Origin of the sequence: Micrococcus sp. KBS0714, assembly GCF_002008305.4 — a bacterium.
Classification (GTDB): Bacteria; Actinomycetota; Actinomycetes; order Actinomycetales; family Micrococcaceae; genus Micrococcus; species Micrococcus luteus.
The window spans coordinates 2,289,020-2,310,694 of the sequence record NZ_CP042169.1 but is presented as its reverse complement, the minus strand read 5'-3'; the positions used below and the strand labels follow the sequence as shown (position 1 = coordinate 2,310,694).

The 21,675-nt window shown below is 74.1% G+C and carries 20 protein-coding genes and 1 pseudogene; 16 read left to right on the top strand and 5 right to left on the bottom strand.

Annotated features, from left to right (window positions below):
* Positions 1-27 precede the first annotated feature (27 nt).
* Together B1A86_RS10540 and rlmN are read left to right on the top strand one after the other, a co-directional pair.
* A complete protein-coding gene (locus B1A86_RS10540) occupies positions 28-900 on the top strand; it encodes an oxygenase MpaB family protein (protein WP_078025681.1) in 873 nt (290 codons plus the stop codon).
* Entirely contained in the window at positions 893-2,290 is a 1,398-nt protein-coding gene (gene rlmN, locus B1A86_RS10535; RefSeq protein ID WP_069941386.1) for a 23S rRNA (adenine(2503)-C(2))-methyltransferase RlmN, read from the top strand. Before B1A86_RS10540 ends, rlmN begins: the two co-directional genes overlap by 8 nt.
* A gap of 75 nt (positions 2,291-2,365) precedes the next feature.
* Here rlmN and B1A86_RS10530 read toward each other — a convergent pair whose 3' ends face one another.
* A complete protein-coding gene (locus B1A86_RS10530) occupies positions 2,366-2,848 on the bottom strand; it encodes a pyridoxamine 5'-phosphate oxidase family protein (protein ID WP_078025682.1) in 483 nt (160 codons plus the stop codon).
* Positions 2,849-2,944: 96 nt separating this feature from the next.
* Positions 2,945-3,397 carry a type II 3-dehydroquinate dehydratase gene (gene aroQ, locus B1A86_RS10525; protein ID WP_078025683.1) on the bottom strand — a complete coding sequence of 151 codons (453 nt, stop codon included), beginning with the start codon at positions 3,395-3,397 and terminating at the stop codon, positions 2,945-2,947.
* Positions 3,398-3,531: 134 nt separating this feature from the next.
* On the opposite strand from aroQ, the gene B1A86_RS10520 reads away from it, so the two are divergent.
* The 3 genes from B1A86_RS10520 to trxA all read left to right on the top strand — a co-directional run bounded on the left by B1A86_RS10520 (position 3,532) and on the right by trxA (position 6,613).
* Positions 3,532-4,875: an IS256-like element ISMlu11 family transposase gene (locus tag B1A86_RS10520; RefSeq protein WP_044658726.1), complete on the top strand. Its 1,344-nt coding sequence runs from the start codon at positions 3,532-3,534 to the stop codon at positions 4,873-4,875.
* A 90-nt stretch (positions 4,876-4,965) separates the two neighbouring features.
* Positions 4,966-5,973: an IS481 family transposase gene (locus tag B1A86_RS10515; RefSeq protein ID WP_122054729.1), complete on the top strand. Its 1,008-nt coding sequence runs from the start codon at positions 4,966-4,968 to the stop codon at positions 5,971-5,973.
* A 199-nt stretch (positions 5,974-6,172) separates the two neighbouring features.
* Entirely contained in the window at positions 6,173-6,613 is a 441-nt protein-coding gene (gene trxA / locus B1A86_RS10510; RefSeq protein WP_069941388.1) for a thioredoxin, read from the top strand.
* A gap of 30 nt (positions 6,614-6,643) precedes the next feature.
* On the opposite strand, the gene idi is transcribed toward trxA, so the two are convergent.
* Positions 6,644-7,273 carry an isopentenyl-diphosphate Delta-isomerase gene (idi, locus tag B1A86_RS10505; RefSeq protein ID WP_078025366.1) on the bottom strand — a complete coding sequence of 210 codons (630 nt, stop codon included), beginning with the start codon at positions 7,271-7,273 and terminating at the stop codon, positions 6,644-6,646.
* A 146-nt stretch (positions 7,274-7,419) separates the two neighbouring features.
* On the opposite strand from idi, the gene B1A86_RS10500 reads away from it, so the two are divergent.
* The 9 genes from B1A86_RS10500 (at position 7,420) to crtX (ending at position 14,735) form a co-directional block, all read left to right on the top strand.
* Complete coding sequence (locus tag B1A86_RS10500; RefSeq protein ID WP_020626537.1) at positions 7,420-7,968, top strand: hypothetical protein; 549 nt, start codon at positions 7,420-7,422, stop codon at positions 7,966-7,968.
* Between the two features lie 161 nt (positions 7,969-8,129).
* A complete protein-coding gene (locus B1A86_RS10495) occupies positions 8,130-9,206 on the top strand; it encodes a polyprenyl synthetase family protein (RefSeq protein ID WP_010079993.1) in 1,077 nt (358 codons plus the stop codon).
* Between the two features lies 1 nt (position 9,207).
* Positions 9,208-10,104 carry a squalene/phytoene synthase family protein gene (locus tag B1A86_RS10490; protein ID WP_010079994.1) on the top strand — a complete coding sequence of 299 codons (897 nt, stop codon included), beginning with the start codon at positions 9,208-9,210 and terminating at the stop codon, positions 10,102-10,104.
* Positions 10,101-11,801 (top strand): phytoene desaturase family protein, encoded by a 1,701-nt coding sequence (crtI, locus tag B1A86_RS10485; protein WP_036314898.1) that lies wholly within the window; start codon positions 10,101-10,103, stop codon positions 11,799-11,801. The genes B1A86_RS10490 and crtI overlap by 4 nt, the downstream gene beginning before the upstream one ends.
* Positions 11,798-12,682 carry a prenyltransferase gene (locus B1A86_RS10480; RefSeq protein WP_036314900.1) on the top strand — a complete coding sequence of 295 codons (885 nt, stop codon included), beginning with the start codon at positions 11,798-11,800 and terminating at the stop codon, positions 12,680-12,682. The genes crtI and B1A86_RS10480 overlap by 4 nt, the downstream gene beginning before the upstream one ends.
* The gene (gene crtYg / locus B1A86_RS10475; RefSeq protein WP_036314902.1) at positions 12,652-13,041 is read left to right on the top strand and encodes a C50 carotenoid gamma-cyclase subunit alpha CrtYg; all 390 of its coding nucleotides are present in this window, start codon (positions 12,652-12,654) and stop codon (positions 13,039-13,041) included. The genes B1A86_RS10480 and crtYg overlap by 31 nt, the downstream gene beginning before the upstream one ends.
* Positions 13,038-13,394 (top strand): C50 carotenoid gamma-cyclase subunit beta CrtYh, encoded by a 357-nt coding sequence (gene crtYh, locus B1A86_RS10470; protein WP_036314905.1) that lies wholly within the window; start codon positions 13,038-13,040, stop codon positions 13,392-13,394. Before crtYg ends, crtYh begins: the two co-directional genes overlap by 4 nt.
* A 1-nt stretch (position 13,395) precedes the next feature.
* Positions 13,396-13,947, top strand: coding sequence for a hypothetical protein (locus B1A86_RS10465; RefSeq protein WP_170721205.1), 552 nt, complete (start codon positions 13,396-13,398; stop codon positions 13,945-13,947).
* Positions 13,944-14,735, top strand: a complete 792-nt coding sequence (gene crtX / locus B1A86_RS10460) for a C50 carotenoid glucosyltransferase CrtX (RefSeq protein WP_036314910.1) — start codon at positions 13,944-13,946, stop codon at positions 14,733-14,735. The genes B1A86_RS10465 and crtX overlap by 4 nt, the downstream gene beginning before the upstream one ends.
* Here the strand turns inward: crtX and B1A86_RS10455 are convergent.
* Positions 14,720-16,405 (bottom strand): SDR family oxidoreductase, encoded by a 1,686-nt coding sequence (locus tag B1A86_RS10455; protein ID WP_036314913.1) that lies wholly within the window; start codon positions 16,403-16,405, stop codon positions 14,720-14,722. The two genes, crtX and B1A86_RS10455, sit on opposite strands and share 16 nt — an antisense overlap.
* A 135-nt stretch (positions 16,406-16,540) precedes the next feature.
* Between B1A86_RS10455 and B1A86_RS10450 the strand changes: the two genes are divergently transcribed.
* Positions 16,541-19,972, top strand: a complete 3,432-nt coding sequence (locus tag B1A86_RS10450; RefSeq protein WP_036314915.1) for a DEAD/DEAH box helicase — start codon at positions 16,541-16,543, stop codon at positions 19,970-19,972.
* A 156-nt stretch (positions 19,973-20,128) separates the two neighbouring features.
* Entirely contained in the window at positions 20,129-21,400 is a 1,272-nt protein-coding gene (locus B1A86_RS10445) for an aminotransferase class I/II-fold pyridoxal phosphate-dependent enzyme (RefSeq protein ID WP_078025363.1), read from the top strand.
* Positions 21,401-21,433: 33 nt separating this feature from the next.
* On the opposite strand, the pseudogene B1A86_RS10440 reads toward B1A86_RS10445, so the two are convergent.
* A pseudogene (locus B1A86_RS10440) lies at positions 21,434-21,637 on the bottom strand (acyl-CoA dehydrogenase); the annotation flags it as partial.
* Between the last annotated feature and the right edge of the window lie 38 nt (positions 21,638-21,675).

Here is a 21,675-nt window from a genome sequence, read left to right as displayed (position 1 = left end):
CGCCCGACCCGGTGCGAGGCTGGGACCATGCGCCCCGACCGCCACTCCGCCCCGACCTCCGCGGCCGCCCTCGCCCGCGAGGCCGCGATCCTCGCCGGCGCCGGTGCGGCGATCCTGCTCCAGGTGGCGCACCGGCCGGTGGGGGCCGGCGTCGCCGGCCACTCCCGGTTCACCGAGGACCCGATGCGCCGGCTCCGCCACACGCTCGCCTACATCTACGCGGTCACCCTCCCCGAGGCCGCGCCGGCGCGCGACGCGGTCGTCGACCGGGTGCGGGCGGCGCACGGCTCGGTCCGCGGGGTCGACGCCGGAGGCCGCCCCTACGACGCCGCCGACCCGGACGCCCAGCTCTGGGTGGCCGCCACCCTCTATGCGATGGGGGAGCAGGTGCGCCGCCGGATGTGGGGCGCCCTCGACGCCGAGGACGCCGACCGCCTCTACCGCGGGTACGCTCCGCTCGCCACGAGCCTCGAGGTCCCCGCCTCCGCCTGGCCGGTCGACCGCGCGGCGTTCGCGGACTACTGGGACGACCGGGTGGCCCGGCTCGAGGTCACGGACGACGCGCGGCGGGTCGCCGCCGACCTGTTCTCCGGCCAGGGCGTCCCCGCGCCGCTGCGGGCGGCTATGCCCCTGGCCCGGTTCGTCACCGCCGGTCTCCTCCCAGGCCGCGTGCGCGCCGGCCTCGGCTGGTCCTGGACTGGGCGGGACTCCGTCCGGGAGGCACGCCTCTGGGGGCTGGCGCGCACCCTGTACCGGCCGCTGCCGGCGACGGTGCGCGGCGTCGTCGTCCGCTGGGTCCTGCGGGGGCTGCCCCGGACGCGAAAGCCGCGCGGTGCCGTCGATGTGGAGGCGACCCGCCGCGAAGTCCGCCCCGTCTGGGAGAATGGTGCCGATGTCTGACTACCAGCCCCGCCGCCCCGGATCGAAGCCCACCCCGAACCGCCAGAGGGACCGCGCCGGCAAGCCGGCCCTCGGCCGCCCCGAGCGCGGCCTGATCGACGAGTCCGAGGCGCGCCAGCTCGCCGAGGACCGAGAGCGCATGCGCCGCGCCGGCGTCGGCCACCAGCTCTCCGCGCCCAAGCGCCGCGAGGCCGCCACCGCCGAGCGCCCCCAGGTGATGCCGAAGACCGAGGGCTGGACCCAGCCGATGGGCCCGGACGGCCGACCGCAGCTGCAGTTCAAGCAGCCGCGCGTCTCCCAGCCGCCCACCCACCTGGCCGACCTCACGCTGAAGGAACGGCAGGAGAAGGCCAAGGAGATCGGGCTGCCGGCGTTCCGCGCCAAGCAGCTCTCGGTGCACTACTTCGAGCACTACACCACCGATCCGGAGCAGATGACGGACCTGCCCAAGGACAAGCGGGAGGCGATCGCGGAGGCGTTCTTCCCGCCGCTGCTCACCGAGGTCCGGCGCATGGAGACCGACCGCGGGGACACCATCAAGTTCCTGTGGCGGCTGTTCGACGGCGCGCTCGTGGAGTCCGTGCTCATGCGGTATCCCGGCCGCGTGACGCTGTGCGTGTCCAGCCAGGCCGGCTGCGGGATGAACTGCCCGTTCTGCGCCACGGGCCAGGCCGGGCTGACCCGCAACATGTCCACGGCGGAGATCGTGGAGCAGATCGTGCTGGCCAACCAGGTGATCGCCCAGGGCGGACTGGGCGGCAAGCGCAAGGACGGCGGGCACGACGCCGACCGCGTCACCAACGTCGTGTTCATGGGCATGGGTGAGCCCCTGGCCAACTACAAGCGCGTGATGGCCGCCGTGCACCGCATGGTGGACCCCTCGCCCGAGGGCCTGGGCATGTCCGCGCGGAACATCACGCTGTCCACCGTCGGCCTGGTGCCGGCCATCCGGAAGCTGGCCGAGGAGGGCGTGCCGCTGACGTTCGCGCTGTCCCTGCATGCGCCGGACGACGAGCTGCGCGACGAGCTGATCCCCGTGAACTCGCGCTGGAAGGCGGACGAGGCGATCGACGCCGCGTACGACTACTTCGTGGCCACCGGCCGCCGGGTGTCCATCGAGTACGCGCTCATCAAGGACATGAACGACCACGCGTGGCGTGCCGACCTGCTGGCCAAGAAGCTCAACGCCCGGGGCAAGGGCTGGGTGCACGTGAACCCGATCCCGCTGAACCCGACGCCGGGCTCCATCTGGACCGCCTCGGAGAAGGACGTGACGCGCGAGTTCGTGGACCGGCTCAACGCCGCCGGCATCCCCACCACCCTGCGCGACACCCGTGGCAAGGAGATCGACGGCGCGTGCGGCCAGCTGGCGGCCGAGGACGTCGACTGACCCGCCGAGGCCCCTCGCGCGGCGCTCACCGGCCCGTCCGCGGGCAAGTCGCGAGGCCGGCGTCGGGAGGCGCCGTCAGAAGCGGACGGTCTCGCTGTCGCCCGGGTGGGCCTCGCCGCCGGTGACCTTGGCCTTCACCAGCTCGACGGCGGTGGCCACCGCGCCCGGGGACTCCCAGAACTGGGCGGTCTGCACATCCACGCGCACGAGCACGATCTGCGGATCCTCGGGGCTCGAGCCCTCACCGAAGAACGCCTCGGTGGCCGGGTTCCAGAACTCCTTCTTGCGCGCGTCGTCGCGGACGAGCTGACCGTGGCCCGCGAGGGAGGCCCAGAAGTCCTTGTCCTGCACGGCGACGTTGACCGGGCGCTGCGGAGCGTCCGCGGCGACGTCGGAGGTGGCGCGCGTGAGGAACCAGAGCGTGCCGCCGTCCTCGGCCTGCTGCAGACCCATCGGGCGGGTGACGAGCGTGCCGTCCGGCTCAGCGGTGGTCAGCATGCAGACGTTCACCTTCGCGAGCTTCTCGAGCAGACGGGCGCGGGGATCCTGGGTGCCCATGGCGTGACTCCTTCGTCGTCGGGTGCCGGCGCCCTGATGCGGCCACCGGCTCGTAGCATCGACCCTAGGCACGGCCAGGCGGATCCTGACCAGCGCTCAGCGGCGCACAGCCGCGGCGAGCCAGTCGACGGCGAGGGTGTAGCCCTGGACGCCCGCCCCGGCGATCACGACGTCGGCGACGGCGGAGACGTGCGAGTGGTGCCGGAACGCCTCGCGCCGGTGGATGTTGGAGATGTGCACCTCGGCGATCGGGCGGTCGACGGCGGCGAGGGCGTCGCGGATCGCGATGGAGGTGTGCGAGTACGCGGCGGGGTTGATGAGGACGCCCGCGTGGGAGGTGCGGGCCTCCTGGATCCAGTCGATGAGCTCGCCCTCGTGGTTGGACTGTCGGAAGTCCACGGTCAGCCCGTGCTCGGCCGCGCGGGCCTCGGTGAGCGCACGGACGTCGTCGAGGGTGGCCGTGCCGTAGACCTCGGGCTCGCGGGTGCCCAGCAGGTTCAGGTTGGGGCCGTTGAGCACGAGCAGGGGCAGGATGGGGGCGCCGGTCATGGGGCCAGTCTAGGTGTTGTGGGTCATGAGGTTCTTGCCACGGGGTACGGGCTGAGATGAGACGAGCGGGCCTCTCCGGGCGTGTCAGATGGTCTGTGTAAGCCGTACCGAGAGGAACGGTAAGAATCATGACCATGATCGACGAGAAGAACCCAGGCGAGCCCTCGGGCCAGGACCTGGTCGAGCAGCTGAAAGCCTCAGGGCAGCTTGATGCCCTGTTCGCGCAGATCGACGCGGGCGGCGTCGAGCTCACCGGTGACGGCGGGTTCGTGCCCGCGCTGGTCAAGGCCGCGCTCGAGCGGGGCCTGCAGGCCGAGCTGACCAGCCATCTGGGCTACGAGAAGGGCTCGAGCGAGGCGCTGAAGCACGCCAACTCCCGCAACGGGACCACCCCGAAGACCGTGGAGTCCGAGGTCGGGCCGATCGAGCTGGACGTCCCGCGAGACCGGGGCGGGTCGTTCACCCCGCGCCTGGTGCCCAAGGGCCAGCGGCGCCTCGGGGGCCTGGATGACATGATCATCAGCCTCTATGCCGGCGGAATGACGATCCGGGACATCCAGCACCACCTGGCCTCCACGATCGGCACGGACCTGTCGCACGAGACGATCTCCAACATCACCGACGCCGTGAGCGAAGAGGTCCTGGCGTGGCAGTCGCGGCCGCTGGAGGAGTTCTATCCGGTGATCTATCTCGACGCAATCCGGATCAAGATCCGAGAGAACAGCCAGGTCCTCAACCGTGCCGCCTACATCGCCGTCGGCGTGGACCTCGAGGGCATCAAGCACGTGCTGGGGATCTGGGTCCAGGACACCGAGGGCTCGGCGTTCTGGGCCCACGTCTGCGCCGATCTCGCCAACCGGGGCGTGCAGGACGTGCTGATCGTGTGCTGCGACGGGCTCAAGGGCCTGCCGGAGGCGGTCGAGGCGACGTGGCCGGACTCGATGGTCCAGACCTGCGTGGTTCACCTGATCCGGGCCGCGATGCGGTTCGTGGCCTACCAGGACCGCAAGAAGGTCGCCGCCGCGCTGAAGCCGATCTACACCGCCCCCAACGAAGAGACCGCGAGGAAGGCGCTGGCCGAGTTCGAGGCCTCCGAGCTCGGCACGAAGTACCCGTCTGCAGCCGCGACCTGGGCGAACTCCTGGGAGCGGTTCATCCCGTTCCTGCAGTTCCCACCCATGCTCCGCAAGGTCATCTACACGACCAACAGCATCGAGTCGCTGAACTTCCAGCTACGGAAGGTGACCAAGAACCGCGGCCACTTCCCCTCGACCGAGGCGGCGGTGAAGCTGCTCTGGCTGGCGATCTGCAACATCGAAGACAAACGCGCCGCCGAACGCGCTCGGGACCGGGGCAAACCCGCCGGCCAGCGCAAAGCCCAGGGCCGGCTCGTCGAAGGTCAGGCCGTCACGAACTGGAAGCAGGCCCTCGCCCAGCTCGCCGCGGCCTACCCCGACCGGATCAACCCCTACCTGTGACCACCCCGCTTACACAGACAAGTTGACACGCCCGCCTCTCCCGCAGGATGGAAGTTCCTCAACAACCCACCTGCCCGAAAAGACCCACTCATGACTCACGCTAACGCACCCCTGACCCCGACCGGCCGTCTCAGGATGGTCCACCGCCACCTGCACGACGGGATCCCGCAGGCACACGTGGCCGCCGAGTTCCGGGTGAGCCGGCCCACGGTGGCCACCTGGGTCGCCCGCTACCGCGCCCAGGGAGAAGCCGGCCTTCAGGACCTGCCCAGCCGGCCGCACCGTTCACCTGCCCAGCTCGACCCCGAGGTGGTGGCCCAGATCCAGACCCTGCGCCGGGAGCGCAAGTGGTCAGCCCGCCGCATCCATCACCACCTCGTCTCCGAGGGCCACCGGGTGTGTCTTCGTACCGTGGGACGGTGGCTGCACCGGGCCGGGATCTCCCGCCTACGGGACCTGACCCCGGCCGGAGAAGACCTGCGCCAACGACCCCAGAAGATCACCGCGAGAGGGCCGGGGCACATGGTGCACCTGGACGTGAAGAAGATCGGGCGCATCCCCGAGGGGGGCGGCTGGCGTGCTCACGGCCGGGACTCCGAGAACGCGCGAGCAGCCAAGCGCGGGCCTGGCCGACGGGTCGGCTACACCTACCTGCACTCGGCGATCGACGGGTTCACCCGCCTGGCCTACACCGAGGCGTTGGAGGACGAGAAAGCGGTGACCACGATCGGGTTCTTCTGCCGGGCGCGGGCGTTCTTCGCCGCCCACGGGATCCGGATCGACAGGGTGATCACGGACAACGGCAACAACTACCGGGCCGTGGACTTCACCCGGAAGGTGGTCTCGCTCGGGGGCCGGCACCACCGGATCCGCCCCTACACCCCGCGCCATAACGGGAAGGTGGAGAGGTACAACCGGCTGATGGTGGACGAGGTCCTCTACGCCCGCCCGTACACCTCAGAGCAAGCTCGGCGTGAGGCCCTGGCGGTGTGGGTGAACCACTACAACTACCATCGGCCTCATACCTCCTGCGGAGACGCTCCTCCGGCCTCACTGGCCCCGGCCCGAGTCAACAACGTCATGCCCTCCTACATCTAGGAAGCGACGACGACGGCTCCCGTCTCGGCCACGACAGTGCGTGGAAGGCGCCCGTTTCCCGAACGAAAGTGCCGGGACACGCCGCCGTTTCCCGAACGAAAGCGGGGTGGGGCGGAATAGGTGCGGCGGGGCGTCCGTTGTGGTCGGCAGGACGATCGCCGGCGTGAACGCGTCGGCCCCGCTGACGAAAGGACCCGCCGTGGCCACCAAGGACCTGACCCTCGAGGAGTTCGGCTCCACCGTCGCCGAGAACGACACCGTGCTCGTGGACTTCTGGGCCGGCTGGTGCGGCCCGTGCCGCCAGTTCGCCCCCGTGTTCGAGGCCGCCTCGGAGAAGCACGAGGACGTCGTGTTCGCCAAGGTCGACACGGAGGACCAGCAGCAGCTGGCGGCGATGGCCGGCATCACCTCCATCCCCACGCTCATGGCCTTCCGCGGCGGTGTGCTCGTGTTCTCCCAGGCCGGCGCCCTGCCGGGCACCGCGCTCGAGCAGCTGCTCGACCAGGTCAAGGGCCTCGACATCGCAGAGGTCCGCCGCCTGGCCGAGGAGCAGCAGGGCCAGCAGGGCGACGCCGAGCCGGGGCAGGACGAGGCCGTGCAGTCCACCGCCGCCCACCTCGACGACGTCAACGGCCGCTGACGGCCCGCGCGGCGTCGCCGCGCCGGCCGCTCACCGCGGGTCGAACGCCCCCTGCTGCCACTGCTCCACGAGCCACGGGCTGAACGCCCGGGGGACGGCGGCCAGGGCGGCGGCCAGATCGGCCGGCTCCACCCAGCACCACTCCGCGACCTCGTCCCGCTCCGGGGCGGGGTCGCCGTGCATCCGGGCCCGGAACACCGGGCAGATCTCGTGCTCCTCCATGCCGGAGGCGTCCGCGGCCCGGTAGCGGAAGTCGGGGAGCACCTCGACGACGTCGGACACCTCCACGCCCAGCTCCTGCGGGGCGCGGCGCAGCACGGCCTCCGCGGGGGGCTCGCCGGGGCCGGGGTGCCCGCAGAACCCGTTGGTCCACACCCCGGGGAACGCCGCCTTGCCCAGCGCCCGGCGGGTGAGCAGGAACCGGCCGGCCTCGTCGTACACGTGACAGGAGAAGGCCAGGTGCAGGGGTGTGCCGCCGTCCTCGGTGCGGCGGTGGACCGTGGCCTTGGCCTCCGTGCCCACGGCCTCGCCCGCCGGGGACAGCAGGACCACGCGCTCAACGTCGTCGGGGCCGGCGACCGGGACGTCCGAGGCCGCCATCCACGGTCGGGCGACGGGGGAGGGGCGGTCGTGCGGGGAGGGCGTGGCCGGGGTCTGCATGCCTCTCAGTGTGGCAGGCGAGCCGGGCCGCCCACCGGATGTGGGCCACGTCACCTCGACCCGATCCCGACGGCCGGGCGTGGCTAGAGTGCTGAGGTCGGCGCCACACCCCGGCGCGTCCCACGTCACTCGAGGAGAGCACCCCCATGGCCTTCGCCGCCCTGTCCCGTTCCGCCCGTCTTGCCGGCCTGTCCGCTGCCGCGCTGCTGGCCCTCACCGCGTGCGGCGGTCAGGACTCGTCCGACGCCGACGCGTCCGCCTCGACGACGGCGCCCGCCTCCGCGTCCGCGCAGGGTGCGGAGTCGTCGTCCGCCTCGGCGTCGTCGCTGTCCGCGGCCCCGGCCGACTACGAGGCCGGCACGTGCTTCACCGCCCCGCTCGGCGCCCGTGACCTGTCCTCCTTCGAGACCACCGACTGCGAGGGCGCCCACACCGCGGAGTACCTGTGGGCCGTGCCGGCCGTGGCCGAGGGCGAGGAGGCCGACCCGGCCGCCGCCCAGACCTGCACCGCCCAGGCCCAGCGCCTGAGCGAGGAGAAGGAGGACCAGCTGAACGGGGCCGTCCTGACCTCCTCCGAGCTGGGCAACTACGGCACCGACGAGAAGCACTGCGTCGTGTACGGGGTCTCCGGTGAGTGGGAGGGTCAGATCGTGGACCCGGAGATCACCCTGGAGACGGCGTCCGCCGACGCCTGATCCCGACGGCGGCCCCGTGCGTCGTGAGATCGCGCCGCCCGGGACCGCCGCGCATGGACGCGGGACCGGCGAGGCCCGTAGTGTCTTCTGCGTCCAGAAGTTAGACGGTCGAACAGATGCGGCGGTCGGTGCCGCGTCGTGTCCGCCACCGAGGAGGCGCCATGGGTGAAGCGAGGACGGGCGGCGAGGCCGCGCTCTCCGGGGTGACCGCCGAGCTGGACGCCGCGCTCCGACATGCCGCGGCCCAGGCACCCGGATCCGCCGCCTTCGCCGAGCTGCTCGACTCGCTCCACGTCCATGTGGGCGCCGGCAAGCTCATCCGCCCCCGTCTCGTCGAGCTCGGCTGGCGCCTGGCGACCGCCGACCCGGTCCCTCCGTCCGGCCGCGCTGCCGTCGACCGACTCGGGGCCGCCTTCGAACTGCTGCACACCGCGCTGCTCGTCCACGACGACGTCATCGATCGGGACGTGCTGCGGCGCGGCCAGCCCGCCGTGCACGCCTCCGCCCGGCACCGCCTCGAGGCCCGCGGGGTGCCCGCCGCGGACGCCGCCCACGCCGGGGTCGCCGTCGCCCTCATCGCGGGGGACGTCCTGCTCACCCAGGCGTTCCGGCTCGCCGCCACCTGTGCCGCCGACACCGCCCGGGCCGCCGAGGCCGCCGCCGTCGTCTTCGACGCCGCCGCCGTGACCGCGGCCGGCGAGCTCGAAGACGTGCTCCTGGGGCTGTCCCGCCACACCGGTGAGGAGCCCGATCCCGACCGCATCCTCGCCATGCAACGGCTCAAGACGGCGCACTACACGGTCGGCGCGCCCCTGCGCGCCGGCGCCCTCCTGGCCGGGGCGGATCCCGACCTCGCCCGGGCGATGGGCGAGGCCGGCGCCGACCTCGGCGCCGCCTACCAGGTGATCGACGACGTCCTCGGCGTGTTCGGCGATCCCGGGGAGACCGGCAAGTCCGCCGACGGCGACCTGCGCGAGGGCAAGGCCACCGTGCTCACCGCCCACGGCCGCCGCATCCCCGCCGTCCGCGCCCTGCTCGACGCGGGCCCGGCCACCCCCGCGGACATCGAGGCCGCCCGCCGCGCCCTCGAGGCGGCCGGTGCCCGGGAGCACGCCCTCGACGTCGCCGCCGAGCTCACCGTCCGCGCCCGCGAGCGCATCGCGGCCCTGCCCCTGGACGAGACGGTCCGGGCGGAGTTCGCCGACGCCTGCCACGCCGTGCTGACCCGGAGGTCCTGAGATGGCCGCGCCCACCCCGAGCCCTGCCGCGCTGTACACGCGGACGGCCCACACCGCAGCGGCCCAGGTGATCCGCCGCTACTCCACGTCCTTCTCCTGGGCCTGCCGCACCCTGCCCCGGCAGGCACGCCAGGACGTGGCCACGATCTACGCCATGGTCCGCGTCGCCGACGAGGTGGTCGACGGCGTCGCGGTGGCCGCCGGGCTCGACGAGGCCGGGGTCCGCGCCGCCCTGGACGACTACGAGCGGGCGTGTGAGGCCGCGATGGCGTCGGGCTTCGCCACCGACCCGGTCCTGCACGCCTTCGCCGACGTGGCCCGTCGCCACGGCATCACCCCGGAGCTGACCCGTCCCTTCTTCGCCTCCATGCGCGCGGACCTGGGGATCCGCGAGCACGGCGCCGAGTCGCTGGACGCCTACATCCACGGCTCGGCCGAGGTGGTGGGGCTGATGTGCCTGCAGGTCTTCCTCTCCCTCCCCGGCACGCGGGCCCGGACCCCGGGCCAGCGGCAGGAGCTGCGCGCGCAGGCCTCCCGGCTGGGGGCGGCGTTCCAGAAGGTCAACTTCCTCAGGGACCTGGCCGCGGACCACCACGAGCTGGGCCGCACCTACCTGCCCGGTGCCGCACCGGGCGTGCTCACCGAGGCCCGCAAGGCCGAGCTCGTGGCCGAGGTCCGCGCCGACCTCGACGCCGCCCTGCCCGGCATCCGTGTCCTGGACCCCGGGGCCGGGCGCGCCGTGGCCCTGGCGCACGGACTGTTCGCGGCCCTGGTGGACCGGATCGAGGCGACCCCGGCGGCCGAGCTGGCCCACCGCCGTGTCCGGGTGCCGGACCATCAGAAGGCCCGGATCGCCGCCCGCGTCCTGGCACGGGGCCGCCGGGGAGGCCGCCGATGAGCGCCCGGGACACCGCTCTCGGCCCGCGCACCGTGGTGGTGGGCGGCGGTTTCGCCGGACTGGCCACGGCGGGCCTGTTGGCCCGCGACGGGCACCGGGTGACGCTGCTGGAGCGCGGCGCCGTCCTGGGCGGCCGTGCCGGACGCTGGTCTGAGGCGGGGTTCACCTTCGATACCGGGCCCTCCTGGTACCTGATGCCCGAGGTGATCGACCGCTGGTTCCGCCTCATGGGGACCTCCGCCGCCGAACGGCTGGACCTGCGCCGTCTGGACCCCGGCTACCGGGTGTACTTCGAGGGGCACCTCCACGAGCCCCCCGTGGACGTGCGCACCGGCCACGCGGAGACGCTGTTCGAGTCCCTCGAGCCCGGCGCCGGGCGCCGGCTGCGGGCCTACCTCGACTCCGCGTCCCGGATCTACGGGCTCGCCAAGGAGCACTTCCTCTACACGGACTTCCGCCGGCCGGCCGCCCTGGCCCACCCGGACGTCCTGCGCGCCCTGCCGGCCCTCGGGCCCCAGCTGCTGGGGGGCCTGCGCTCCCACGTCGCGGCCCGCTTCCAGGACCCCCGGCTGCGCCAGATCCTGGGCTACCCGGCGGTCTTCCTCGGCACGTCCCCCGACCGTGCCCCCGCCATGTACCACCTGATGTCCCATCTGGACCTCGCCGACGGCGTGCAGTACCCCCTCGGCGGTTTCGCGGCCCTGGTGGACGCCATGGCGGAGGTCGTGCGCGAGGCCGGCGTGGAGATCCGCACCGGGGTCGAGGCGACCGCCGTCGAGGTGGTGGACCGTCCCGCCCCCGCCGGCCGCCTCGGACGCCTGGCCGCCCGCCTGCCCAGGCCGGGAGCAGCCCGCGGGGACGAGGGCCGACGTCGCCGCCCGGGCCGGGTGACCGGCGTCGCCTGGCGGTCCGACGACGGCGCCGCGGGACGCCTCGACGCCGATGTGGTGGTGGCCGCCGCGGACCTGCACCACGTGCAGACCCGTCTGCTGCCTCCCGGCCGGCGCGTCGCGGAGTCCACGTGGGACCGGCGCGACCCCGGCCCCTCCGGCGTGCTCGTGTGCGTGGGGGTGCGCGGATCCCTGCCCCAGCTGGCCCATCACACCCTGCTGTTCACGGCGGACTGGGAGGACAACTTCGGGCGCATCGAACGGGGAGAGGACCTCGCCGCGGACACGTCGATCTACGTCTCGCGCACCTCCGCCACGGACCCGGGCGTGGCCCCGGAGGGCGACGAGAACCTCTTCATCCTCGTCCCGGCCCCCGCCGAGCCGGGGTGGGGGCGCGGCGGCATCCGGGTCCGTGACGGCCAGGGCTGGCGGGTGGACCGCGCCGGGGACGCCCAGGTGGAGGCCGTGGCGGACCGGGCCCTCGACCAGCTGGCCCGCTGGGCCGGGATCCCCGACCTGGCCGAGCGCATCGTGGTGCGGCGCACCTACGGGCCCGGTGACTTCGCCGCGGACGTGCACGCCTGGCGGGGTTCGCTGCTGGGCCCCGGGCACACGCTGGCGCAGTCGGCCATGTTCCGTCCCTCGGTGCGGGACGCGGACGTGGCCGGCCTGATGTACGCGGGCTCCTCGGTGCGCCCGGGAATCGGGGTGCCCATGTGCCTGATCTCCGCCGAAGTGGTCCGGGACGAACTGCGCCACGACGCGCGCAGGGTCCGGCCCGCGGGCCCCGGGGGGAGCGGCACATGATCCGCACCCTCTTCTGGGCGTCCCGGCCGGTCAGCTGGGTGAACACGGCCTACCCGTTCGCCGCCGCCGCGATCCTGACCGGGGGGCTGCCCGCGTGGCTGGTGGTCCTGGGCGTCGTGTTCTTCCTGGTGCCCTACAACCTGGCCATGTACGGCATCAATGACGTGTTCGACTTCGCCTCGGACCTGCGCAACCCCCGCAAGGGGGGTGTGGAGGGCTCCGTGCTGGGCGACCCCGCGGTGCGCCGCCGGGTGCTGGCGTGGTCGGTGCTGCTGCCCGTGCCGTTCGTGGCCGTGCTCGCGGGCTGGTCCGCCGTGCGGGGCGAGTGGGCCGCCGTGCTGGTGCTCGCGGTGAGCCTGTTCGCGGTGGTGGCGTACTCCTGGGCGGGGCTGCGGTTCAAGGAGCGGCCCTTCCTGGACGCCGCGACCTCCGCCACCCACTTCGTCTCCCCCGCGGTCTACGGCCTCGCGCTGGCCGGGGCGACCCCCACGCCCGCCCTGGCGGCGCTGCTGGGGGCGTTCTTCCTGTGGGGCATGGCCTCGCAGATGTTCGGGGCGGTGCAGGACGTGGTGCCGGACCGGGAGGGGGGCCTGGCCTCGGTGGCCACCGTGCTGGGCGCTCGGCGCACCGTCCTGCTCGCCGCCGGCCTGTACGCGGCGGCGGGCCTGCTGCTGCTGGCCACCGACCCGCCGGGCCCGCTCGCGGCGCTGCTGGCCGTGCCCTACGTGGTGAACACCCTGCGCTTCCGCCGCATCACGGACGCCACCTCGGGCGCGGCCCACCGCGGCTGGCAGCTGTTCCTTCCGCTGAACTACGTGACCGGCTTCCTCGTGACCCTGCTGCTGATCGGGTGGGCGCTGACCCGGGGGGCGGCGGCATGATCTACCTGCTGGCCCTGCTGGGTGTCATCGGCTGCATGCTGCTGGTGGACCGGCGCTTCGAGCTGTTCCTGTGGCATCGCCCGCTCCCGGCGCTGCTGGTGCTGGCCGCCGGGGTGGCCTACTTCTTCGCCTGGGACCTGTGGGGGATCGCCGAAGGCGTGTTCCTGCACCGGCAGTCGCCCTACATGACCGGGGTGATGCTCGCCCCCCAGCTGCCCCTGGAGGAGGGGTTCTTCCTGCTCTTCCTCAGCCAGATCACGATGGTGCTGTTCACCGGGGCGCTGCGCCTGCTGCGCGGCCGGCGAGGTGACGCCCGTGCCGCGACGCCGGCCGATCCGACCGACGGGGGCAGCCGGTGACCTTCCTCGACCTCGTCCTCGTCTTCGTGGGCTTCGCCCTGGCCGTGCTCGTGGGCGCCGCCCTCGTCGGCCGCGTGCGGGGCGAGCACCTGCGGGCCGTGGCGGCCACCCTGGTGGCCCTGTGGGCCCTCACGGCGGTCTTCGACAACGTGATGATCGCCGCGGGGCTCTTCGACTACGGCCATGAGCTGCTGGTGGGTGCCTACGTGGGCCAGGCGCCCGTGGAGGACTTCGCCTACCCGCTCGGCTCCGCCCTGCTGCTGCCGGCGCTCTGGCTGCTGCTGACGAGCCGTGGTCGTGCCGGTCGGCGCGGCCGGCGGCCGGGACGCCGCCCCCACCCGGGCGATCGCTGACATGCTGCCGCTGATCCCCGCAGACCTGTTGCGCGCGCTCGGCCTGATCCTCGTCCCGGTCGCGGCGGTGCACGCCGGATGGCCGTCCGCGGCGGCGATGCTGCTCGTGTTCGGCTCCCAGTGGCTCACCCGCTGGCTCGCCCCGGGCGGAGTCCTGGACTGGGCCGCGCAGGCGGTCCTGCTGCTGGCCGGGTGGCTGAGCGTCATCGGCCTCTACCCGCGGGTGCCGTCGCTGGACCTGCTCGTGCACGCCGCCGCCTCCGCCGTGGTCGCCTGTCTGACGGCACTGGTGGTGGGGGCATGGCTCCGGCGTCGGGGGACCGAGGCCGGGCAGGCCGTGGCGCTGCTCGGCCCGGGCCTGGCCGGGCTGGGGATCGCGGCCGCCGCCGTGGCCCTGGGCGTGGTGTGGGAGCTGGCCGAATGGTGGGGGCACACGGCGGTGACCCCCGAGATCGGTGTGGGCTACACGGACACCATCGGCGACCTCGCCGCCGATCTCGTCGGCGCCGGGATCGGCGCCGCCCTCGCCGTGCGCCGGGGGCGCACCCGGTGACCCCGGCCCGCCCCACGGTCTCCGTGGTCGTCCCGGTGCTCGACGACGCCGAGCACCTGCGCGTGTGCCTCGCCCTGCTGGCCGCCCAGAGCCGGCCGGCGCTGGAGGTGGTGGTGGTGGACAACGGCTGCGTGGACGACTCGGCGGTGCTCGCCCGCGCCGCCGGCGCGCGGGTGGTGCACGAGCCGCGCCGCGGGGTCCCGGCCGCGGCGGCCGCCGGCCTGGACGCCGCGGTCGGGGAGCTGCTGGTGCGCTGCGACGCCGACACGCGGATGCCCGCGGACTGGCTCGAACGGATCGTGGCCCGGTTCGACGCCGACTCCGGGCTCGACGCCCTCACCGGGCCGGGGACCTTCCACGACCAGCCCGGCCTCCGGGGGCGGGTGCGGGCGGCGCTCTACACCGGCGCGTACCGCTGGGGGGCGGGCGCCGCGGTGGCGGCCACCCCCGTCTGGGGCTCCAACTGCGCCCTGCGCGCCGAGGCGTGGCAGGCTGTGCGGACCCGCGTCCACCGCGAGCGCGGGGACGTGCACGATGACCTGGACCTGTCCTTCCAGCTGGCCTTGGCCGGCCGCCGGATCCGGTTCGATCCGGACCTGCGGGTGGAGGTCGCCGGGCGCATCTTCCACTCCCTGCGCCAGCGGGTGCGGCAGGGCCGGATGGCGGTCACCACCCTGCAGGTCAACTGGGCCCGGCTGTCCCCCGGGCGGCGGTGGCTGCGCCGGGCGGCCCGGTCACGCCCCCGGCCCCACTGGGGGCGTGGCCCCGACGGTCAGTCCCGCGACTGAGCGCCGCCGGCGCCGCGGGCTCGCCTGTCCAACGGGTTGCGACGCAGGGGCAGCCGGTCCACCAGCGGCCGCAGCAGGCCGCGGGTGCGGGGACGCTCGCCGCCGTCGTGCCGGCGCCTGGCCTCGGCCAGGATGTTCGCGGCCATCTCCGGGAACACCACGGCGTGGAAGGGCAGGATGGCGGTCCAGTAGGCGCGTCCGAGCAGGCCGTCCGGCATGAAGACCGCCCGCTGGCGGTAGACGGAGCCTCCGCCCTCCCGCGGCTCGGTGCTCAGCTGCAGCCAGGCCCGCCCGCCGGCCTTCATCTCCGCCCGCAGGGTCAGCCGCCGCCCCGGCTCCACGTCCTCCACCCGCCACCAGTCCACGGCGTCGCCGCGTCGCAGGTGGTTCGGGTCCCGCCGGCCGCGGGTCAGGCCGGGCCCGCCGGCCAACTTGTCCATCAGCCCGCGGATCTTCCACAGCAGCGGGGTGGAATACCAACCGTTGGCGCCGCCCACCGACTCGATCACCGGCCACACCTCCTGCGCGGGCAGGTCGGACTCGCGCTCGCGCTCGTCCGTGTAGACCGTGGTGCCGGCCCACTCGGGATCCGAGGGCAGGGAGGCGGCCGGGTCCGCGGAGCTCTGGAGGTCCGCGTCGAAGGTGACGTCCAGGGGACCCTCCTTCTCCCGCTTCAGCGCCAGCCGCACGGCGTCCATGTAGGAGGTCAGCCCGCCCGGCGGGTCCGGGATGAGGTCGCGGACCGAGCGGTCCTCCACGACCGCCTCCTCGGCGAGGGATGCGGCCAGGGGCAGGGCCACCGCGACCGGGATGGGGGTCACCATGCCGATCCAGAAGCCCGCCAGGGTCTTCAAGGGCAACGGGGTGGGGATCACGATGCGTCGGGACAGGCCGGCGGCCTTGGCGTAGTCCACCAGCACGCTCGCGAACGACTGGGGGTGTCCGTTGCCGATCTGGGCCCTCAGCTGCACGGGCTCCGGGAGGGCGCAGGCCTGCAGGAGGTAGTACAGGACGTCGCGGATGGCCAGCGGCTCCACCCGGTTCCTCAGCCAGGACGGGCCGGGCATCACGGGCAGCCGCTCGGCGAGATGGCGGATCATCTCGAACGAGGTGGAGCCCGAGCCGATGATCACCCCGGCCTCGAACGTCAGCGCCGGGGTCGCCGCCCGCTCGAGACGCTCGGCCACGAGGGCGCGGGAGCGCATGTGGTCGGACAGCTCCGCGACGGGGACCGTGTCCGGGTGCAGGCCGGAGAGATAGACGAGCTGGGCCACGCCGGCCGTGTCCGCGGCGGTGCCCACGATGTCCGCGATCCGCTGCTCCTGGGCCACGAAGTCGCCGCCCCCGCCCATGGAGTGCACGAGGTAGAGCACGGTGTGCACGTCCTGCATGGCGGCTTCGACGAGGTCCGCCTCGGTGAGGTCGAGCTCCACCGCCTCGATGCTGTCCGACCACGGTCGGTCCGCGAGGTCGGAGGGGTTCCGGGCGCCGGCCCGGACGTCGAAGCCGGCGGCGAGCAGCTCGGGGATGAGGCGCCCGCCCACGTACCCGGTGGCACCGGTGACGAGGACGCGACGGCCCCGGCCGTCCGGCAGGGACAGGCCGAGGGGGGAGGTGTGGGACGCCGGCGTGGCACCGGCGGGGACGGGGGAGGGCTGTGTGGACGCCATGGGCGCACTCTAGGGTCCGGGGCGGGTCGGGCTGAAGGTCTCAGGTGTGCGGGCCCGGGAACGGGGTGGTCGGCACGCCGCCGGGCCGGTGTCGGTCGGAGCGGGCCCGGCACGGTCCGTGAAAGACTGCTCGCTATGGCCACTGCAGATTCCGGAGACGTCCTGCCGCACCTGCGCACCGAGGCCATCCGCGCCGTCGTCGGGCCCACCAGTGCGGACCGCGGCTTCGCCGTGGCCGCGTCGGGTGCCGTGGGGCGCCTGCGCTATGACGCCGCCACCGGCCGTCTGAGCGCCTCCGTCCAGGGCACCGCGCCCAGCCCCTACCGGGTGCAGGTGCAGCTGCAGGAGGCCTACGACGACGCCGCCGAGGACGGCGCCGGCGCCCTCATGGAGCCGGTGGGCGGGCGCTGCACGTGCCCGGTCGGGACGGACTGCAAGCACGTGGCCGCCGCGCTCTACCAGGTGGTCCGCCTCGACGCCGACCAGGCCCTCGACGACGCCCGCCGCAAGCTCGCCGAGATGGTCACCACGGCGGACGCGCTGCCCGCGCCCGCCGGCCGGGGCCACGACGGCGGCGGCCCGGCCGGCCTCGACGCCCCGGCCGCGGACGGGGCGGCACCCCCACCCCCTGCCGGCCTGGACTGGCGACGGGTCATGGAGCCGCTGGCCGGACTCCACGGCCCGCGCCGGGTGGGCACGCCGCCCGCGCTGGCGATCGGCGTGGAGCTCGTGGCCGAGTCCTCCCGCAACGCGTTCCAGCAGTGGGGCCCGGCGACCGCCGGGGAGGAGCAGGTGCGCGAGGGCCGCCCGCTGTACGTGACCGTGCGCCCGCTCAAGCGCGGGGCCAAGGGGACGTGGATCAAGGGCGGGCTGACGTGGAAGGCGTTCCAGTTCCCGCGCGCCGAGTTCGCCCCCGCCCAGGAGCGGGCGATGCGCCTGATCTGGCGTCAGGTCCAGGCCGAGGACTCCTACCCGGGCGACGCCTGGTTCGGTCTGCACGTCTTCGACTCCCCGCGGATCTGGCAGCTGCTCGCGGAGGCCCGCGAGGTCGGGGTGGAGCTCGTGCCGCTGGGGCTGCTGACGGACGTGGTGCTGGAGGCGCCCGTCGCCGTCGGGCTGGACGTCACCGCCGCCCCCGACGGCGGTCTGGACGTGGCCCCGTCCCTGGACCCGGCCCCGCCCGGCCCCGGGCTGAGCGGTGTGCACGCCGTGGGCGGCATCGGCTTCTACCGCGTGGAGCTCACGGACGAGGAGGCCGTGCTCCACCTGATCCCCGCCGCACGCCCCGTCCCCGAGGCCGTGCAGCAGCTCGTGCTCGCCGGCGGGCCCGTGCGCGTGCCCGCCGCGGACCGCGAGGAGTTCCTCGGCCGGATCTACCCGCGGCTGCGTGGCGCCCTGCCCGTGACCAGCGGCGACGCCTCCGTGGAGCTGCCCGAGTTCGAGCCGCCCGTGCTGCGGCTGCGCGCCGACTTCCGACCCGGCCACGAGCTCGTGCTGCGCTGGTCCTGGCTCTACTTCGACCCGCCCCGCGAACTCGGTCTCGACGCCGGCGGCGACCCCCTGCGGGACACCCGGCACGAGGACGCGGTGCTGCGCGCCGTGGCCGAGCTCTGGCCGCGCGCCGGCCGTGCGGAGGAGCAGGTCCTCGAGGGCGTGGGCGCCGCCCGGTTCTCCGAGCAGGTGCTGCCGCTGCTGCAGCGCGCGGACCACGTGCGCGTGGACGTCACCGGCGACCGCCCCGACTACCGCGAGCTGAAGGCCGCCCCGCGCATCGAGGTCGGCACGAAGGCCACGCAGAACGACTGGTTCGACCTCGGCGTGCAGGTCTCCGTGGACGGGCACGTGCTGCCGTTCGTGGAGCTGTTCACCGCGCTCGTGCAGGGCAGGACCACGCTGATCCTCGCGGACGGCTCCTACCTGGGCCTCGACCACCCCGCCTTCGACCGGTTGCGCGCCCTGCTCTCCGAGGCCGCCACCCTGCAGGAGTGGACCCCGGAGCACACCCCCGTCTCACGGCACCAGGTCGGCTTCTGGGAGGACCTCAAGGAGCTCGCGGACGAGGTGGACGAGGACCCGGAGTGGACCGCCGCCGTCGGGCGTCTGGCCGCCGTCGAGCGCCTCCCCGAGGCCCCGCGCCCCGCCGGCCTGAAGGCCGACCTGCGCCCCTACCAGGAGGAGGGCCTGCGCTGGCTCGCGTTCCTGTGGGAGCAGGACCTCGGCGGGATCCTGGCCGACGACATGGGCCTGGGCAAGACCGTCCAGACCCTCGCGCTCTTCGCCCACGCGCGCCAGGCCCGGCCCGAGCCGCCGCCGTTCCTCGTGGTCGCGCCGAGCTCCGTGGTGTCCGTGTGGGCGGCCGAGGCCGAGAAGTTCACCCCGGACCTCGACGTGCGCGTCCTGGACACCACCACCCGCAAGCGCGGCACCGCCGTGGCGGACGAGGTGGCGGGGGCGGACGTGGTGGTCACCAGCTACACGCTCCTGAGGATCGACGCCGGCCAGTACGGCGGACTCGACTGGGGCGGGGTGGTCTTCGACGAGGCACAGTTCCTGAAGAACCGCGCCGCGAAGGTGCACACGGTGGCCCGCGACCTGCGCGCCCCCTTCCGGCTGGCCATCACCGGCACGCCGATGGAGAACTCCCTCAGCGACCTGTGGGCGCTGCTGGACGTCGTCGTGCCGGGCCTGTTCCCGAGCCACCGCCGGTTCCGCGAGACCTACGTGACCCCCATCGAGACCGGGGGGGACCCCGAGCGGATGGCGGCCCTGCGCCGCCGCGTGCGCCCGTTCATGCTGCGCCGCTCCAAGGAGCTCGTGGCGAAGGACCTGCCGTCCAAGCAGGAGCAGATCCTCCAGGTGGAGCTCGAGCCGGCCCACCGCAAGCTCTACGACCGCGTGCTCCAGCGCGAGCGCCGCAAGGTGTTGGGCCTGCTCGGGGACATGGACGGCAACCGGTTCACCATCTTCACGTCGCTCACGCTGCTGCGGATGCTCGCGCTGGCGCCGCAGATCGTCGACGACCAGTACGCCTCCGTGCCCAGCTCGAAGCTCGAGCGGTTCCTCGACGACCTCACCGAGGTGATCGGCGAGGGGCACCGCGTGATCGTGTTCAGCCAGTTCACGAGCTTCCTGCGGGTGATCGCCGAGGAGCTGGACCACCTGGAGATCGAGCACGCGTACCTCGACGGCTCCACGCGCGGGCGCGCCGACGTGATCCGCGGCTTCCGCGAGGGCGAGGCGCCGGTGTTCCTGATCTCCCTGAAGGCGGGCGGCTTCGGCCTGACCCTGACCGAGGCGGACTACGTGTTCCTCATGGATCCGTGGTGGAACCCCGCTGCGGAGGCGCAGGCCGTGGACCGGGCGCACCGGATCGGGCAGGAGCGGACCGTGATGGTCTACCGGCTCGTGTCCGAGGGGACGATCGAGGAGAAGGTGCTCGAGCTGCAGCGGCGCAAGGCCGAGCTGTTCGGCGCGCTCATGGACGAGTCCGACGACTCCGGAGCCGGCGCCTTCACCGACTCCCTCACCGCCGAGGACATCCGGGAGATGCTCGGCGCCGAGGAGTGAGAGCCACCCGAGGCGCGCCGGACGTTTTCGTTCGGGAAACGGCGGCGTGTCGCGACGTTTTCGTTCGGGAAACGGCGGCCCGCCCGCCCGTTTCGTCAACGAAAGTCGCCCCCGAGGCGCCGTTTCCCGAACGAAAGCGGGGGGTAGCCTCGGGCCATGCATCGCCCGTCCCGGTCCAGCACCGCCGCCCCCGCCTTCGCGCCGTCCGCCCCTGCCCCCACCGCCGCCCCCGCCTTCGCGCCGTCCGTCCGGTCGCAGGTGCCGCCGTTCACGGTGATGAGCATCCTCGGCCGGGTCGCCGCACTGCGTGCTGCCGGCCACGACGTCGTCAGCCTGTGCGCGGGGGAGCCGGGCGGGGGCGCCCCTCCCGCCGTCGACGCCGCGGCCGCCGCCGTCCACGCCTCCGGCCGTGCCCTCACCTACACCCCGGCGCTGGGCCTGCCGGAGCTGCGGGCCGCCGTCGCCGGCCACTACCGCCGCTGGTACGGGCTCGACGTGCGCCCCGAGCAGGTCGCGATCACCACGGGCTCCTCGGGGGCGTTCATGCTCGGCTTCCTCGCGGCGTTCTCCCCGGGGGACCGCGTGCTCCTGCCGCGCCCCGGCTATCCCGCGTACCGCAACATCCTCACGGCGCTCGGGGTGGAGGTGGTGGACGTGGACGTCGACGCCGGCACCCGCTACCAGCCCACGGTCGCCCACCTGGAGGCGGCGCTCGCGGAGGGCCCGGTCGCGGGGCTCGTGCTCGCCTCCCCGGCCAATCCCACGGGCACGATGGTCAGCGCGGCCGAGCTCGCCGAACTCGCCCGCTGGTGCGAGGAACGCGGTGTGCGGCTCGTCTCGGACGAGATCTACCACGGCATCGTGCACACGGACGGGCAGGGGCCCGGCGCCTGCGCCTGGCGCACCTCCCGCACCGCGCTCGTGGTCAGCTCGTTCTCCAAGTACTGGGGCATGCCCGGCTGGCGGCTGGGCTGGATGCTCATGCCGGACGACCTCGCCACCGCGGTCGACGGCCTCGCCGGCTCGGTCGCCCTCTGCCCGCCCGCTGCCGCCCAGGAGGCGGCCGTCCACGCGTTCACCGAGGAGTCCTACGCGTTCTGTGCCGAGCAGGCCGGCGGCTTCACGGCGACGCGCGGCGTCGTGCTGGCCGCCCTGCCCCGGCTCGCCTGGGCCGACGCCGCCCCCGCCGACGGCGCCTTCTACCTGTGGGCCCGTCTCGCCTCGGGCATGCTGGCGGAGTTCGGCAGCGCCGTCGGCTACTGCGCCGCCCTGCTGGAGGAGGCCGGCGTCGCGCTGACCCCCGGCGACGACTTCGACGCCGTCCACGGGCCCGAGTCCGTCCGCCTCTCCTTCGCCGCTGGCCCGGACGCCGTCCACGAGGCGCTCGAGCGGATCGCCGCCTGGCATGCGGCGCGCGGCCTGGCCTGAGGGGCTCCGCCGCGCGCCACACCGCCCGACGCCTCAGCCGCCCAGCCGGTAGTGGCGCTCGAGCGGCGTGCCGTTGACGGCCCGGTCGCCGAGCAGTCGGGCGCGGTAGATCAGCGGGTTGTGGCTGGCGAGCACCCGCGCATTGCGCCCATGCCGGCCCAGCCCGCGCGTGCGCAGCGTCGCCGAGGCTCCGCCCACCTCGAACAGCCGGGTCGCCGCGTCGAGGGCGTCACGTGCCGGCTCCCGCGACGGGGGCGCGCCGTCGGCGCCGCCGG

Bases quoted from the DNA above. Each gene is read 5' to 3' on its own strand.
- B1A86_RS10465 (WP_170721205.1), top strand. From the start codon at position 13,396: ATGCTGCCGCTGATCCCCGCAGACCTGTTGCGCGCGCTCGGCCTGATC.
- aroQ (WP_078025683.1), bottom strand. From the start codon at position 3,397: ATGACCGGCGCCCCCATCCTGCCCCTGCTCGTGCTCAACGGCCCCAAC.
- B1A86_RS10490 (WP_010079994.1), top strand. From the start codon at position 9,208: ATGGCCGCGCCCACCCCGAGCCCTGCCGCGCTGTACACGCGGACGGCC.
- rlmN (WP_069941386.1), top strand. From the start codon at position 893: ATGTCTGACTACCAGCCCCGCCGCCCCGGATCGAAGCCCACCCCGAAC.
- B1A86_RS10445 (WP_078025363.1), top strand. From the start codon at position 20,129: ATGCATCGCCCGTCCCGGTCCAGCACCGCCGCCCCCGCCTTCGCGCCG.
- B1A86_RS10480 (WP_036314900.1), top strand. From the start codon at position 11,798: ATGATCCGCACCCTCTTCTGGGCGTCCCGGCCGGTCAGCTGGGTGAAC.
- B1A86_RS10450 (WP_036314915.1), top strand. From the start codon at position 16,541: ATGGCCACTGCAGATTCCGGAGACGTCCTGCCGCACCTGCGCACCGAG.
- B1A86_RS10495 (WP_010079993.1), top strand. From the start codon at position 8,130: ATGGGTGAAGCGAGGACGGGCGGCGAGGCCGCGCTCTCCGGGGTGACC.
- crtI (WP_036314898.1), top strand. From the start codon at position 10,101: ATGAGCGCCCGGGACACCGCTCTCGGCCCGCGCACCGTGGTGGTGGGC.
- B1A86_RS10520 (WP_044658726.1), top strand. From the start codon at position 3,532: ATGATCGACGAGAAGAACCCAGGCGAGCCCTCGGGCCAGGACCTGGTC.
- B1A86_RS10530 (WP_078025682.1), bottom strand. From the start codon at position 2,848: ATGGGCACCCAGGATCCCCGCGCCCGTCTGCTCGAGAAGCTCGCGAAG.
- B1A86_RS10500 (WP_020626537.1), top strand. From the start codon at position 7,420: ATGGCCTTCGCCGCCCTGTCCCGTTCCGCCCGTCTTGCCGGCCTGTCC.
- B1A86_RS10455 (WP_036314913.1), bottom strand. From the start codon at position 16,405: ATGGCGTCCACACAGCCCTCCCCCGTCCCCGCCGGTGCCACGCCGGCG.
- B1A86_RS10515 (WP_122054729.1), top strand. From the start codon at position 4,966: ATGACTCACGCTAACGCACCCCTGACCCCGACCGGCCGTCTCAGGATG.
- B1A86_RS10540 (WP_078025681.1), top strand. From the start codon at position 28: ATGCGCCCCGACCGCCACTCCGCCCCGACCTCCGCGGCCGCCCTCGCC.
- idi (WP_078025366.1), bottom strand. From the start codon at position 7,273: ATGCAGACCCCGGCCACGCCCTCCCCGCACGACCGCCCCTCCCCCGTC.